This is a genomic window from Corynebacterium sp. HMSC05H05 (assembly GCF_001807265.1).
Lineage (GTDB): Bacteria > Actinomycetota > Actinomycetes > Mycobacteriales > Mycobacteriaceae > Corynebacterium.
In genome coordinates this window covers 97499-111376 of the sequence record NZ_KV788371.1, presented here as the reverse complement: position 1 = coordinate 111376, position 13878 = coordinate 97499, and the positions used below count along the sequence as shown (strand labels likewise).

The window sequence follows — 13878 nt, the reverse complement described above, 5'->3', positions numbered from 1 at the left end:
ACACCGACCGCGGAGCACTCGACCAACTCTTCGGCTAGACGTTGTCGATGATGACCTTCATCGCCTGGTGCTCGTCGGCATGCGAGAACGTCTCCCATGCCTCGCCGAGCTGGTCCCACGTGAAGTGGTGGGTAGCCAGAGACTTGATGGGCAGGTCCGAGTTCTGGACTGCCTTAAGCAGCATGCCTGTGGTGTTTGCGTTGACGAGACCGGTGGTCACGGTGAGGTTTTTGATCCACATCTCCTGGAGCGGAAACTCCACCGGTTTCCCGTGCACGCCGACGACAGCAATGTTTCCGCCTTCCTTGACGTTGTCGGCGCATGTTTTCCATGTTGCAGGCAGACCGACTGCCTCGATGGCGGTGTCCACGCCCCGCCCTTCGGTGATGTCGCCGACACGGGCGTTGACATCATCGCTTGCGGGGTTGAGGGTGTGGGTTGCGCCCATTTCGCGGGCTTTGGCGAGGCGGTTATCGTCCATGTCCACGACTGTGATGGTGGCGGGGGAGTAGAACTGGGATGTGAGCAGCACGCCCATGCCGACTGGGCCTGCGCCGACGATCATGACGTCGCTGCCCGGGGTGACGCTGCCGTATTGGACTCCGATTTCGTGTCCGGTGGGCAAGGCGTCGGAAAGGAACACTGCGACTTCTTTGTCCAGTGTGTCCGGCAGGTGGTAGAGGGAGGTGTCGGCAAACGGGGTGCGCACGTACTCGGCGAGAGTGCCGTCGATCATGTAGCCGAGAATCCAGGATCCACCGTTCTGGCAGTGGCTGTAAAGCTGCTTTTGGCAGTTCTCGCACGCGCCGCATCGGGAAACGCACGAGACAAGTACTTTGTCGCCGGGTTGGAAGTTTTGCACTGCCTCGCCGACGGCTTCGACGGTGCCGATGCCTTCGTGGCCGAGGATGCGTCCGTTCCATTCGCCTGTGCGCTCGCGTTCGCGTTCCTCAATTTCGGGGTTTTTGCCATGGAAGATGCCGAGGTCGGTGCCGCAGATGGTGGTGGTGTCGATGCGGATGATCGCATCGGTGGGCTCCAAGATGGTCGGCACAGGGCGCGTGTCGACGCGCACGTCGCCCTCGCCGAAGTAGGTGAGTGCCTGCATTGTCTCAGCCATGATAGGGGTCCTTTCGCTGGTGTGGCTTCAGACACCCTCATCGTATGTCAGTGACCGCGCTCATATCTAGGAAATCGTCGCGATGGTGGCGTTCGCCTTCACGCGCTCGCCCTGCTTCGCGGCAAGCGAGATCTGCCCGTCGCGAGGCGCTTTGAGCTGCGATTCCATCTTCATCGCCTCGACGGTGGCGATTGGGTCGCCCTTGGCAATGACGTCGCCGTCGGAAACGAGCCATTCCACGATCGTGGCTTCGTACTTCGACGTCACGGCGCCCGCTTCGTCGCCGGCCGGGCCAGCCGCCTCAGCCGAGGCCGTGGCCGCGCCGCCGCCGAGCATCGCGACGGGGAAGCCGATGGTGTGCAGCTTGCCGTCGATTTCCACGACGACGTCGCGGCGCTCGTCGTAGATGTGCTCGATGTCCACGCCGTTGTGCTTCTGCGACGGTGAGTAATTGTGGTCGACCCAGTCGGTGTAGACCTCGAGGCTGTCGCCGGTGATCTCGGGCGCGTCGACCATGTCGCGGTGGAACGGCAGCACGGTGCGCACGCCTTCGATGACGAACTCGCTGAGCGCCTGCTGCGCCCGCTTCAACGCGGTGTCGCGGTCCGGCCCCCAGACGACGAGCTTGCCCATGAGCGAGTCGTAGTAGGGCGGGATTTGGCCACCGGTGCGCACGCCGGTGTCGATGCGCACACCGGGGCCGGTGGGCACGTCGAAACGCGTCACGGTGCCGGGTGACGGTGCGAATCCGTTGGTGACGTCTTCGGCGTTGATGCGGAACTCGAACGCGTGACCATGGATTTGCGGGTCGGCGTCGCCGAAGGACAGCGGAAGCCCGTCTGCGATGCGGAACTGTTCGGCGATGATGTCCACGCCAGTGATGGCTTCGGTGACGGGGTGCTCGACCTGGACACGTGTGTTGACCTCCAAAAACGACACGGTGCCGTCCTCGGAGACGATGTATTCGACGGTGCCGGCGGACTGGTAGTTCGCCTTACGAATGATTTCGCGGGCGCCTTCCTCGATGGCGGTGCGCTGCTCGTCGGTCAGAAACGGCGCGGGGGCTTCTTCGATGAGTTTTTGGAAGCGGCGCTGGGTGGAGCAGTCGCGGGTGCCGAGGACGGCGACGTTGCCGTGCGCGTCGGCAAGCACCTGCGCCTCGACGTGTCGTGGATGGGTGAGGAACTTCTCCACGTAGCACTCGCCGCGGCCGAATGCTTCCTTCGCTTCGCGGCCGGCAGAAGCGAAGCCTTCCTCGATGTCGGCTTCGTCGAAGACGACCTTCAGGCCGCGGCCGCCGCCGCCGAAGGCTGCCTTGATCGCGATGGGCATGCCGTGCTCGTTGGCGAAGTCGCGTGCTTCCTCCCAGGTGGACAGCGGTTCGCCGGTGCCGGGGGCGAGCGGGGCGTCTGCTTCGACGGCAAGTGCTCGGGCGGAGAGTTTGTCGCCGAGCAGCTCGATGGCCTCGGGCGAGGGGCCGATCCATTTCAGGCCGGCCTCCTCGACGGTGCGGGCGAAGTCGGCGTTTTCGGACAAAAAGCCGTAGCCGGGGTGGAGACAGTCGGCGCCGGCGCGGTGCGCGATTTCGATGAGCGCCGGGATGTTCATGTACGTCTCGGCGGAGGTTGTGCCCGGCAGCAGGTATGCCTCGTCGGCGACTTGGGTGTGCAGCGCCCCGGTGTCGGGCTCAGAGTAGACGGCGATGGAGCGGATGCCCAGATCGCGGGCGGTGCGCGCGATGCGCACGGCGATCTCGCCGCGGTTGGCAATCAGTACGGCAGAAAGAGTCATTCCTTAACCTTCCAGGGTGTAGCGCTCGAAGCGGAGTTTTCCGCCGGGCGGGAGTTGTGCGGCGATGTCGACATCTTCATTGATCACGGTCGCGATGACAGGGTATCCGCCGGTCACGGCGTGGTCGCGCAGGAAGAGCACGGGCTGGCCGGACGGGGGGATCTGCACGGAGCCTGCGACCATGCCTTCGCTGGGTAGCTCGCCGTCGCGCGAGCGGGTCAGCGGCGCGTCGGATTCGAGGCGAAGGCCCACGCGGTTGGAGTCGCCGGTCACGGTAAAGGTGGTGGCGAAGAACCGGTCCACGGCGTCCTGGTCAAACCAGTCGTCGCGGGGGCCGAGCACGCAGCGCACCACGCCGACGACGTCGGCGCCGTCGCGTTCGACGCGCAGCGGGTTGGTCAGAAGCGAGTTTGCGGACTGCGGCGGGGTCAGCGACATGGCGATGGTGTCGCCGGCGGCAAGCGGCTTCGGGCCGAGGCCGGAGAGCATGTCGGTGGCTGCCGAGTCCAGCTCGGTGTCGGCGATGAGCCCGCCGCGCACGGCGACGTAGGTGCGGAAACCCAGCCGCGCTGGCTTCACGACGCCCTCCGCGCCGGCCGGCACGATCGTCGGGGTGGCCAGCGGGGCGGGCCGCCCGCCGACGGTGACGTCGGCGTCGGCGCCGGTGACGCAGATGACGGTCTCGGCCAGGGCGGTCATGGTCAGCCCGCCGACGTTTTCCAGAAGCGTGGCGTTGCGTTTGTTGCCCACCGCGGCGTTGGCGGTGCGGGCGGAGGCGCGGTCGGAGGAGCCGGAGGTTGTCACGCCGAGGTTGCCGTTGCCTTGGCGGCCGAGGTCTTGGTACAGGGTCTGCAGCCCGGCGTCGTCCAGCGTGAACACGGGCCTGCGCGGCGGTGTGGCCAGGTGCTTGCGCGCGGTTTGCGTGTCCGCCGGCAGGGTGTCTACGGCGCGGTAGTGCACGCGGTCGCCGGGGGCGACGAGCGCGGGCGGGGTGGCGGTGGAGTCCCACATCGGGGTGGCGGTGGTGCCTATGAGCTGCCAGCCGCCGGGGGAGGTGCGCGGGTAGACGGCGGAGAATTCGCCGGCCAGGGCGACGGCGCCTGCGGGTACGGCGGTGCGGGGCGAGTCGCGGCGCGGGATTTCCAGCGCGCGCGAGGCGTCTTCTGGCACGCAGTAGGTGAATCCGGGGGCGAATCCGCCGAAGGCGGCGACCCAGGTGGTGGAGGTGTGCCATTCGATCAGCTCGTCCGCGCTCATGCCTAGCGACGACGCCAGCGCTTCGACGTCTTCGCCGTCGTATCGCACGTCAATGTTGATGTCGCGCGGGGTGCCCATGTCGGCGGCGTCGGGGGAGTAGGAGGCCAGCACGTCCACGGCCTTGGTGGTGGCGGTTGGCGAGTCGAAGGTCACCAGCACAGTGCGGGCGGCGGCGACGACATCGGTTTGGTGCTCCAGTGGGGAGGCAGTAAGTGCCGCGTAGAAGTCCATGACGGTTTGTAGGTCTGGCAGATCCACGATGAGGGCGCGGGTGCCGACGCGTTTGATGTTTCTCACAGGACGGCCTCGATGCGGATGCCTTCGTCGGCAAGCTTGCGCACGACGCTGCGGGTCAGTTCGACGGAGCCGGGGGAGTCGCCGTGGACGCAGACCGATTCGGCTTGGACTTTGACTTCGGTGCCGTCGATGGCGGTGACGGATCCGGTGGAGGCGACTTGGAGCACTCGCTTAGCGACGTCCTGCGGGTCGTGCATGACCGCACCCGGCTCACGCCGCGACACGAGCGTGCCGTCCGGGTTGTAGCCGCGGTCCGCGAACGCCTCGCGGATGACGCGCAGGCCGGCCTTCTCGGCGATGTCGACGGCGACGCCGCCGGGTAGCAGCATCACGGCAAGGTCGGGGCTGAACGCTTTGATGCCGTCGATGACCGCTTTGGCGTGCGCTTCGTGGTGGACGATCGTGTTGTAGAGCGCGCCGTGCGGTTTGACGTAGCGCACCTGCATGCCGTGGACGCGGGCGAGCGCGTCGAGGGCGCCGATTTGGTAGAGCGTCTCGTCGGCGAGTTCTGCCGGGGCGTAGTCGATGAAGCGGCGGCCGAAGCCTGCCGGGTCGTTGTAGGCCACGTGCGCGCCGATAGTCACGCCGTGGGCGGCGGCGTTTTTTAAGGTGCCGGCGATGGAATGGGGGTCTCCCGCGTGGAAGCCGGTGGCGACGTTGGCGCTGGAGACCATCTCCAGCATGGCTGCGTCGTCAGCGACCGGGTTGCCCGCGGTGGTCTCACCGAGGTCAGCATTGAGGTCGATGTGCATGACCCTAGTTATACAACCTGGCGCATGTGATCTCGCACTCAGGTTGGGTGCGGGGGTGGCTTAGACTGCGCCGTTGTTGATCTTCTCGATCATCTCGATGATCGCCTCGGCCTGTTCCATCAGCTGCACCTGCAGGTAGTCGGAGGCGGCTTGGCGGTCGCCGGACTGGACCAGTTCGACGATGTGCTCGTTGACCTCGATGAAGCGGCGGTTGAACGCCGGGTCGCGCTCCAGGATGGGCAGGGTGGCCAGGCGGAGGAAGGCGTCGAGCTGGTCCATGGTGTCGCCGAGGGTTTTCGAGCCCATCGCGGCGAGCACGACGTGGTGGAAGGCTTGGTTGACGGCGATGAACAGGTCGTCGTCCTCTTCCTCGATGGCGACGCGGGCTTCCTTGTTCAGCTCGTCGAGGCGTTCGACGTCCAGGTCGGGGCCCCACAGCAGCGCGGCCGGCTCGATGGCGGCGCGGGCGCGGAAGGTGTCTGTGACGAACTCCGGCGTCGGGGTGGCCAGGAACACGCCGCGGTTGGGGATGCGTTCGCAGAGGCCTTCAGCGGTCAGCATGGCGAAAGCTTCACGCAACGTGTTGCGGGAAACCCCGAAGCGCTCGGCGAGGGCGACCTCGTTGAGCTTTTGCCCGGGGGCGAATTCGCCACGTGAGATCGCGCGGCGGACCTCGGCGGAAACGTTGTGTGCAAGCATGGCATCCGTATTGAAATCAGTTGTCACCTACCGTGTTTGCGCAGGTGGGTGACCGTATTGGTTAGAACTACGGAGAGTATAACGCATTTATTGTTGAACAATGCACTGGTTATCTCATGTTGATCTTTCTTCTCAGGTTTCTTTGTGTTTTTAGTGCTCACGGCACCTGCAGGTACGGTTACACCCATGAGCCACGACAACAAACCGCCGAAACTGTCCAAGAAAGCGTACGAGAAGGAGCTGCTGCGCCTGCAGGCTGAGCTCGTGGATATGCAGCAGTGGGTGGTGGAAAACGGCGAGCGCCTGGTCATCGTCATGGAGGGCCGCGACGCGGCCGGCAAAGGCTCCGCGATTAAGCGGATCACCCAGTACATGAACCCGCGCACCTGCCGCATCGAGGCGCTGCCGAAGCCGACGGATCGCGAGCAGGGCCAGTGGTACTTCCAGCGCTACGTGGAGAAGCTGCCCACGGCCGGTGAGATCGTCATCTTCGACCGCTCCTGGTACAACCGCGCCGGTGTGGAGCGCGTGATGGGGTTCGCGTCGTCGCAGGAGTACCGCCGGTTCCTGCATCAGGCGCCGATCTTCGAGCGCCTCCTGGTTGAGGACGGCATCATGCTGCGCAAGTACTGGTTCTCCGTCTCCGATGAGGAGCAGTACAAGCGCTTCCAGTCGCGCCGCAACGATCCGCTGCGTCAGTGGAAGCTCTCGCCGATGGACCTGGAGTCCATCACGAAGTGGGAGGAGTACTCCCGCGCGAAGGACGAGATGTTCGTCCACACCGACATTCCGTCGGCGCCGTGGTACACGGTGGAAAGCGAGGACAAGAAGCGCTCGCGCATCAACGTCATCTCGCACCTTTTGTCCACCATCCCGTACGAGCACATCAAGCCGGACTTGCCGGAGATCCCGGAGCGCCCGGAGATCACGGACTATGAGCGTCCGCCTCGCGACGAGTTCCGCTACGTCCCCGACGTCGCCGCCAAGTTGGAGAAGCGCAAAGTGGGCAAGGGCAGCAAGAAGAAAAAGAGAAAGTAGTTACCGGGGCAGCCACTGCGCAAGGAGCGCCCGGACCGGGGTAAGGGTTGATGCGTAGGCGAGACTGCCAAGTACGGCGAGCACGCCCACGGCGATGCCCGCGATCGCCCCAGGGCTGAGAGCAGTCGCCCCGAATGTCACGTTGAGATCCACTTCAGAGTCTTTTAGCAACGTGCCCTTCGGGTAGTGCCTGAGGGACTTCTCCATGCCGGTATCCGACACCGTTGTCCGGTTGTGCTCTGTCACTCGTTTCGGCGGGGTGATCTCGCTGCCGAGTGTGAAGGTGACCAGCGGCTCGTCGTCCCCCTTGGCACCGACTGGCTTGTACGTCTTGTTCGCGACCCCGGCGAGGAGGTAGTCGCCGTACAAAGTGGCGTTTTTTCCCTCCACCTTCAGCTTGAGGTCCGAGTACTTTACATCTACGGCCCAGCCGTCGTAGCCACCCGCATTCTTGTATCCCTGTACCTGCGCTGAGCCGTCGAGCGCGAATGTCCACGTCTTTCCGGTCCGCGTCGCGGAGGTGACCGGGAAGGAGAATTCAAGCGCTTCCTGGTTCCACGTCGCGCCCCCGCCTGTGAGCACGCGACCTTGACCTTTAATGACGGCCTGATTCAGAAAACCGGTGGAAATGGGCCACACAAATTCGCCGCCAACCTCGGCGGGCTCAGCGGAGGAGCTTTCGGCGGCGGCAGGAATTGCCAGCGCAGTGGCGAATATAAGCGCGGAGAACCCCGCCGCAGCGGCGTTTCGGGAGATGAGCATTGAGGCGAATCCTTTTCGAATCAAATGAGGGCCTCGCCGGACGACGGGGCCCTTGGGACAGTGTTTAACGCACCAGTTGGGGCAGTTGTGGAGGCTTGATGCCGAGGATTGACGCGGCCCCCTGTATGAGGGCGCCGAGCGCGAACCCTAAACCGGTGAAAGCCATCGCCAGTGCGATTGCCCGCGTGGCTTGCGTAGCCGGCGAGCCGTCGTCTGTCGAGGAAATCTCCGTGAAAGTGTCTTCCTCCGCAGTTTGGCCTTCAGTGACGGCGGGGGAGCAAAGCAATAGCGCCACCGCCACCGCGGTGGACAATCGCGCCTTGCACATGGCCGCTACTTGCCCATGAACTGGTTAATCAGCTTCTGGACCGAAGGCTGAGTCGCCGCAAAGCCCAGGCCGCCCAGCACTGCGATAACCGCCATGACAATGCCGACGATTGCGCCGGTGCTCGAGCCGTCCTCACCGGTCGGCTTCGGGTCAGTCGGCTTCGGGTCAGTCGGCTTCGGGTCAATCAGCTTCGGGTCAGTCGGCTTCGGGTCAGTCGGCTTCGGCTCCTTCTTCGGGGCCTTGAATGCGAGGTTGACGGCGACTTTCGAGTCATCCAATGGCTTGCCGACTTCGTAGCTCGAGCCGAAGATGTCGACGCCGAACTCGGTCAGCTTGGTCGGGGTGAACGTCGCAGACAACTTGTTGTCCTTGCCGGGCTTCAGCGCATCTGTGACCTCGAACTCTGCGATCGGCTTGTCGTCTCCGGTGGCGGTGGTGGGCTCAGAGCCCGGCATTGCGCCCTTGCGCACGTAATCCGCCTGCAGGACGCCCTTCGTACCGTTGACCACAATCTTGAAGTCGGACATCTTGATGTCCATAGCGCCGTGGTGACCCACGATCGAAATGGCGCCGTCGAGGTCAATGGTGCCGTTGCCGTTGGCATCGAGGGCGGAGTCGGCGGCATTGACCGGAAGTGCGAAGTCAGCAAGCTTGCCGTCGCGAAGCACCTTCTCCGCGCCTTCCGTGGTTGTGATGGTGCTGGCGACGAACGGGGATTGCACGTAGCGCAGGAACGATTCCTTGATGTTCCAGTGCGCATTTCCCGACTCGATGGTTGGCGCATCCGCGAAGGCAGCGGGGGTGGCGAATGCAGTCGAGATCATGGCCGTGGCGGTGATGGCCGCGAGGGTGGTGGTGCGGGACATTGATGAAGCCTTTCGGTGAGTTGGTGTGGTGGATGTAACATCGCACCGATTGGATAGGGTAGGCTAACCTTAGCAAGGTGTCCCTAACTTTTTCAAGGGGTGGGGGGAGCTGGGGCTGGACACCAGAGTCCGGAGACGGGTTCACCCGCCTCGTCGGGGGCCACTAGGATCCGCCCACTGCTCCGCAACACGGTGATGGGCCAGTCGTAGACGGAGCTGAGAATCGCGTCGTTGTACACTTCGTCAACGGTGCCTGCCGCTGTAATCTCGCCCGCCTTAAGGCACACGACGCTGTCGCAATATCGCGCCGCGAGCTGTAGGTCGTGCAACACGACGATGACTGTCACACCGCGGCGCGCAAGCGCGCGAACGGCTCCCATCGTTTGTTCTTGGAAGTGAACGTCCATGGCTGCCGTTGGTTCGTCGAGAAGCACGACCTGCGTTTGCTGCGTGAGCACCCGCGCGAAGGCTGCGCGGGCTCGCTCTCCGCCGGACAGCGTCACAATCTCGCGGTCCTGTAGATGGGTGATCCCCGTCGCGTCGAGCGCCGCATCCACGATCGCCGCATCGTCCGGCCCACGGCCCCAGGGGTGGCGGCCCATTTCGACGACATCGCGCACGAGGAAGGAAAACGCCACGCTGACGTCTTGGAGCATGACAGCGCGCGTGCGCGCGAGTTCGGAGGCTGTGCTTTCCGACGCATCCTTGCCCGCCACCTCGACCACTCCGTGCGCGAGCTGAATGTCACCCGCCAAGGCCGACAGCAGGGTCGACTTTCCGGCTCCGTTGGGTCCGATAAGCCCGGTGACCTGGCCGGCGGTTGCGTGCAGGTCGACTTGGTTAAGAATCGTGCGGTTTTGCTTCTGCACAGTGACGCCACGTGCGGTAACAGTCATATCTGGTGGTTCTTTCGTATCATTTGCCGCAGCAGCAAGAAGAATGTTGGCCCACCGATCAGCGCGGTAAATATGCCAATCGGTAGGTCTGCAAAGGGGATGATTGTGCGGGCGAGAATGTCGCCGGCACCGATCAAAAGTGCCCCACCGAGAGCTGAAGCGGGGAGCAGCACCTTATTGGAAGGGCCTACCGCAGTGCGCACGATGTGCGGCACCACAAGACCCACAAACCCGATCAGTCCCGCAAACGAGACAGCGGCAGCGGTGAGCAGCGTCGACAGCACGATCGCCGCCATTCGCAGGCGTGTGACATTGAGCCCGACGTGGTAGGCGGCCTGGTCGCCGAGTGCGAGAAGGTCGAACTTGCTGCCTAACAGCATCGCCAGCGTCAGCGACACGATGACCACGCCTGTCACTGCGCCCGTTTGCGCCCAGTTCGCGCCCGAGAGAGTGCCCATCTGCCAAAAGATGATTTGCTCTCGCGCGGTCGTGGGGGCCATAAAAGTGAGCACTGAAATAATGGCACCGCAGATAGCGTTGGCCGCGATACCCACCAAGATCAGGTTGAGCACGCGAACCTTGCCGCCGACTCGCGAGAGGAAGTACACCACCGCGGTTGCAAGGGTCCCAGATATAAAGGCAAGGACGGGCACCGTCATCGTGCCGAAAGTGGTGAGCCCGAAGACGAGCGCGACGGCGGCCCCGACGCCCGCGCCGGTGCTCACGCCGATCACGCTCGGCTCCGCGAGCGGGTTGGCGAAGACTGCCTGCATGAGCGCCCCGCTGACGCCCAGCGCGGCACCGACGAACAGACCGAGCACCAGGCGGGGGAGTCGGATCTGCCAGATCACGGACGCTTCCAGAGAGGTTGCGGACAGCGGACCGGCCTGGAGAATCGGCCACAGCTCACGGACCGAAAGCTCGAACTGTCCAACCATGATCGAGCCGATGGCTGTCGCCACCAGCAACACACTGACGGTCGTGAACAGCGCCACACGGCCGCGGCGGCGGGCGTGAAACACCTCGGCGGAAGATGTCACTGCCCCTCCCCGTACAGGGCGTGGGCTGCGCGCAGCAGAAGTTCCCCGGTTTGGGGGCCGAACGCAAGCGAGTCGCCGTCGGGAAGTGAAAGCACGCGCTTGTGCTGGCCGGCGGTCGTCTGTGCGACACCGGGTCGTTGAAGCAGGCCCTCGATATCGCCGGTGGATTGCAGCCCGCCGTTCATCATGACGAACACCTCCGGATTGACCTGGGCGAGCGCTTCGGGGCTGGCGGGGGAAGCGTTGCCGATGCCGTTTTCAGTGTTCACGTCGACGCCGCCGAGCGCCTCGATGAGGTCCTTGGTGCCGTCTTCGCCGCCGAGCAGGTAGAACACGCCGCCGGTCCCGCGCGCGTACAGGAATGACATGCGCAGCGGCTGTTTCGGGACGACCTGTTTGATCGCTTTGAGAGCTTGCTGCACCTCTTTTTCACTTCGTTCCGCGAGGAGTTTGCCCGCTTCTGGCTCCCCGACGACGGAGGCCACGTTCATGATGTCCTCTCCCATTGATGCCATGGTCCGTTTCGGCTCCATGACGACGGTGGTCACGCCCGCCGCGCGGATTTGGTCGATGGCCTCGCTCGGGCCGACGGAGTGATCCACGATGACCAACGTCGGGCGCAAGTTCAGTATTGCCTCCACGTTTAGTGAGTGACCGTTTTCGGTGACCACGGGAAGGTCAGAAAGCGAGGGTTCCGCGGAGCTGACCGTGCGACCGACAATGTTGTCCGCCAACCCGATACCGCGGAGCGTCTTTGTGTAGGTGCCGTAGAGGTCGAGCGCGAGGATGCGGGAGGTGTCGGTGACCGTGACGTCGTGGCCGTCGGCGTCAGTGAGTTCGACGGGCAGCGCAGTTTCGCGCTCCGCTTCGACGGGTTCTACCTCGGAAATCTCCGATACCATCGCGACGCCCTCAGCCTGGTGCGGGTCGGCTCCGGTTGCGAGCGACTGCGAAAGCGCCTTTTGTTCGGTTTGCACGGGGTTGTCCCAGCTGGCGCAACCTCCAAGCGACAGACCCACGGCCGCCGCGACCGCGCAGACGAGGGGTGTTTTCCAAAGCTTCATTGAGAGTTTCCTTTTCTATCCGGTTTTATCCGGTCGCAATAAACCTGGTCAGCGCGCCACCGGCGCCGAGCAGCGAGGCCACCAGAAGCAGGAGTTTGGCCACCGTTGAGTCGTCCCAGCCTCCGCTGCCGGCGCCGTCGCCTGCCGCGGAGTTTTTGATCTGGAACTTTCCGCCTTCGGGCTGTTTGGCGGATTCCACGGCATCTGTACCTTCTACCTCGTCGAACACGCTGCCTTTTGCGTTTTCGGGGGTCGTCCCTGAGTTCAGCTTCGCTTGGGCTCCTGCCGTGCCGCCGCGCTTCAGCGCCGCAGCGTCACCTGCGGTTCCGCCTTTGCCTGTCGACGACTCCGAGGAGGCTCCACCCTGCCCCTCGCGGCAGTTCGCCGTGTTGCCGAGGCGAGCGCTGAAACTCACTGGGTCGAGTGGGGCCCCAGCGGGGTAGAACTGGCCGAACGCCTCCGCGCCGACTTGGGTGAGCGTCGCCTGCGCGGAGCCGGACACCGCGGAATCGGAGACGCTCAGCTCGCTGAAGGATAAGTTGGCGATCGCGATGCGGCCGAAATCATTCGCCTTGCCATCAGTGCTATTCGACGAAACATTGATGACGATTTGGCCCGAATCGCCACTGAACTGGATCTCCATATTGGAAAAGCGGGTGTCTAACACCCCTTCGTGGCCGGTGAAGTGGATGGTGCCGGGGTAGAGGATGGAACCGGAGCGTGCGGCAGTGTCCACCGCGCCGGAATTGCCGGAGAACGTGAACGCGTTGCCGTCGTCGCCGACGCCTTTGAGTTCCCAGCGTCCTTTCGCGATGTTGCCGCGGATGTACGTGCGGAAAGATTGGCGAATGCCCCACTGGGCCTCGGAACTGACAATCCCACGAGACGCGCTCGAGTCACAGATCCCGCTGTCGCTGGCGCCACCCGCAGGTGCCGCACCAGTGGGTTTTGCTGCATTACCGGTGTTCGTGCCGCCACTCACCTTCGGCGCGCCGGCTGGTGTCGCGGGGACGGAGCCAGGGTTGACGTTCGCTGGACTGTTCGTTGCGTTGGAGGTTCCTCCCGTTCGGGAGGCATTGGACGTGGGGGCGCCGCTGTTGGCCGCTGGTGCAGGGCTCGTGCCTTCCTGCATCGGAAGTACCCGGCGATGCAGTGACTCACCGCTGCGCAGCAGTGTCTCAGTGTTGGCGAACATCGCGTTGAGTTCTTCCAGGGTGTCGTTGATCTCGCCGAGGAGGCGGGCCGGGCCGGAGGTGGCGCCCGATCTCTTTGCGCCGGAGGTGCCGCCGCCCTCTTTGGGCTGTGGGGCGGGGCCGGAGGCGTCGTTAAGCGATAGCTCAATTGTGACCGGGTCGAGTGGAGCGCCCACCTCGTAGAAGCCACCGAAGATCTCCGCACCGGTTGTGGTGAGGGAGGTGGGGCCTGCGATGGTCGTTGTTTGTGCGGAGAAATCCGGGGCGGCGTTGAGCGCGATGGTGGCGAGCAGCTCTTGGGTGCCTTCGCGCACCGGGCCGGTCGAGTTCATGCCCTCGTACTTCCGCGAAGCGTAATCCACCCGCAGTTCGGCTTGAGTGCCATTGACCACCACTGTGGGGTTGCGCAGCGTCATATCAAGCGCGCCGTTGTGTCCGGTGAAATGGACCTCACCCTGGAAGCTGATTTCGCCGGCCGAGGCTGAAGTCAGTGCCGAGGATTTGGCGTCGAACGTGAAACCGTCGCCTGAGCGCTGTGCGCCGCCACCGACCGAAATGCTGCCGTGGGCTATGGGACCTTCGATGTATTTTCTGAACGATTCGCGCACCCCCCATTGCATGGTTCCCGCTGAGACACTGCGGTGTGTGCTGGCAGGCTCTTCGGCCGCCGCGAGAGGAAGAAGCGCAGGCGCGGCGCCGAACATGGTGGCGGTAAAGCCGATCAGGCTCGCGCAAGCGACTGCGCCGAGGTGGGTGCGAACATTCATGGTTGCCT

General features: G+C 64.2%; 13 protein-coding genes. 1 reads left to right on the top strand and 12 read right to left on the bottom strand.

Annotation, left to right across the window (positions count from 1 at the left end):
* Positions 1 to 34 precede the first annotated feature (34 nt).
* From HMPREF3151_RS01855 to HMPREF3151_RS01835, 5 genes are all read right to left on the bottom strand, one after another.
* Complete coding sequence (locus HMPREF3151_RS01855) at positions 35 to 1120, bottom strand: zinc-dependent alcohol dehydrogenase family protein (RefSeq protein ID WP_070472783.1); 1086 nt, start codon at positions 1118 to 1120, stop codon at positions 35 to 37.
* Between the two features lie 66 nt (positions 1121 to 1186).
* Positions 1187 to 2911, bottom strand: a complete 1725-nt coding sequence (locus tag HMPREF3151_RS01850) for an acetyl/propionyl/methylcrotonyl-CoA carboxylase subunit alpha (protein WP_070472780.1) — start codon at positions 2909 to 2911, stop codon at positions 1187 to 1189.
* A 3-nt stretch (positions 2912 to 2914) separates the two neighbouring features.
* Positions 2915 to 4465, bottom strand: a complete 1551-nt coding sequence (locus tag HMPREF3151_RS01845; RefSeq protein WP_070472777.1) for a 5-oxoprolinase subunit B/C family protein — start codon at positions 4463 to 4465, stop codon at positions 2915 to 2917.
* Positions 4462 to 5217, bottom strand: coding sequence for a LamB/YcsF family protein (locus HMPREF3151_RS01840; protein ID WP_070472773.1), 756 nt, complete (start codon positions 5215 to 5217; stop codon positions 4462 to 4464). Before HMPREF3151_RS01840 ends, HMPREF3151_RS01845 begins: the two co-directional genes overlap by 4 nt.
* Before the next feature lie 60 nt (positions 5218 to 5277).
* Complete coding sequence (locus HMPREF3151_RS01835) at positions 5278 to 5916, bottom strand: GntR family transcriptional regulator (protein WP_070472771.1); 639 nt, start codon at positions 5914 to 5916, stop codon at positions 5278 to 5280.
* A gap of 186 nt (positions 5917 to 6102) precedes the next feature.
* Between HMPREF3151_RS01835 and ppk2 the strand changes: the two genes are divergently transcribed.
* On the top strand, positions 6103 to 6954 hold the full coding sequence (gene ppk2, locus HMPREF3151_RS01830) for a polyphosphate kinase 2 (RefSeq protein ID WP_070472768.1): 852 nt from the start codon (positions 6103 to 6105) through the stop codon (positions 6952 to 6954).
* Here ppk2 and HMPREF3151_RS01825 read toward each other — a convergent pair whose 3' ends face one another.
* The 7 genes from HMPREF3151_RS01825 to HMPREF3151_RS01795 form a co-directional block, all read right to left on the bottom strand.
* Complete coding sequence (locus HMPREF3151_RS01825; RefSeq protein ID WP_070472765.1) at positions 6955 to 7716, bottom strand: HtaA domain-containing protein; 762 nt, start codon at positions 7714 to 7716, stop codon at positions 6955 to 6957.
* Between the two features lie 64 nt (positions 7717 to 7780).
* Positions 7781 to 8044 (bottom strand): hypothetical protein, encoded by a 264-nt coding sequence (locus tag HMPREF3151_RS01820; protein ID WP_070472763.1) that lies wholly within the window; start codon positions 8042 to 8044, stop codon positions 7781 to 7783.
* 5 nt (positions 8045 to 8049) lie between these two features.
* Positions 8050 to 8910 carry an HtaA domain-containing protein gene (locus tag HMPREF3151_RS01815; RefSeq protein WP_070472761.1) on the bottom strand — a complete coding sequence of 287 codons (861 nt, stop codon included), beginning with the start codon at positions 8908 to 8910 and terminating at the stop codon, positions 8050 to 8052.
* A gap of 92 nt (positions 8911 to 9002) precedes the next feature.
* Positions 9003 to 9806: a heme ABC transporter ATP-binding protein gene (locus tag HMPREF3151_RS01810; RefSeq protein WP_070472758.1), complete on the bottom strand. Its 804-nt coding sequence runs from the start codon at positions 9804 to 9806 to the stop codon at positions 9003 to 9005.
* Positions 9803 to 10846, bottom strand: coding sequence for a FecCD family ABC transporter permease (locus HMPREF3151_RS01805; protein ID WP_070421265.1), 1044 nt, complete (start codon positions 10844 to 10846; stop codon positions 9803 to 9805). The genes HMPREF3151_RS01810 and HMPREF3151_RS01805 overlap by 4 nt, the downstream gene beginning before the upstream one ends.
* Complete coding sequence (locus HMPREF3151_RS01800) at positions 10843 to 11910, bottom strand: heme/hemin ABC transporter substrate-binding protein (RefSeq protein ID WP_070472756.1); 1068 nt, start codon at positions 11908 to 11910, stop codon at positions 10843 to 10845. Before HMPREF3151_RS01800 ends, HMPREF3151_RS01805 begins: the two co-directional genes overlap by 4 nt.
* A gap of 25 nt (positions 11911 to 11935) precedes the next feature.
* Entirely contained in the window at positions 11936 to 13870 is a 1935-nt protein-coding gene (locus HMPREF3151_RS01795) for an HtaA domain-containing protein (protein ID WP_083290123.1), read from the bottom strand.
* Positions 13871 to 13878: the final 8 nt, after the last annotated feature.

What these genes read in the sequence shown, in the direction of transcription:
- HMPREF3151_RS01855 (WP_070472783.1), bottom strand. Translation starts at nt 1,120, where the DNA reads ATGGCTGAGACAATGCAGGCACTCACCTACTTCGGCGAGGGCGACGTG.
- HMPREF3151_RS01850 (WP_070472780.1), bottom strand. Translation starts at nt 2,911, where the DNA reads ATGACTCTTTCTGCCGTACTGATTGCCAACCGCGGCGAGATCGCCGTG.
- HMPREF3151_RS01840 (WP_070472773.1), bottom strand. Translation starts at nt 5,217, where the DNA reads ATGCACATCGACCTCAATGCTGACCTCGGTGAGACCACCGCGGGCAAC.
- HMPREF3151_RS01835 (WP_070472771.1), bottom strand. Translation starts at nt 5,916, where the DNA reads ATGCTTGCACACAACGTTTCCGCCGAGGTCCGCCGCGCGATCTCACGT.
- ppk2 (WP_070472768.1), top strand. Translation starts at nt 6,103, where the DNA reads ATGAGCCACGACAACAAACCGCCGAAACTGTCCAAGAAAGCGTACGAG.
- HMPREF3151_RS01825 (WP_070472765.1), bottom strand. Translation starts at nt 7,716, where the DNA reads ATGCTCATCTCCCGAAACGCCGCTGCGGCGGGGTTCTCCGCGCTTATA.
- HMPREF3151_RS01820 (WP_070472763.1), bottom strand. Translation starts at nt 8,044, where the DNA reads ATGTGCAAGGCGCGATTGTCCACCGCGGTGGCGGTGGCGCTATTGCTT.
- HMPREF3151_RS01815 (WP_070472761.1), bottom strand. Translation starts at nt 8,910, where the DNA reads ATGTCCCGCACCACCACCCTCGCGGCCATCACCGCCACGGCCATGATC.
- HMPREF3151_RS01810 (WP_070472758.1), bottom strand. Translation starts at nt 9,806, where the DNA reads ATGACTGTTACCGCACGTGGCGTCACTGTGCAGAAGCAAAACCGCACG.
- HMPREF3151_RS01800 (WP_070472756.1), bottom strand. Translation starts at nt 11,910, where the DNA reads ATGAAGCTTTGGAAAACACCCCTCGTCTGCGCGGTCGCGGCGGCCGTG.
- HMPREF3151_RS01795 (WP_083290123.1), bottom strand. Translation starts at nt 13,870, where the DNA reads ATGAATGTTCGCACCCACCTCGGCGCAGTCGCTTGCGCGAGCCTGATC.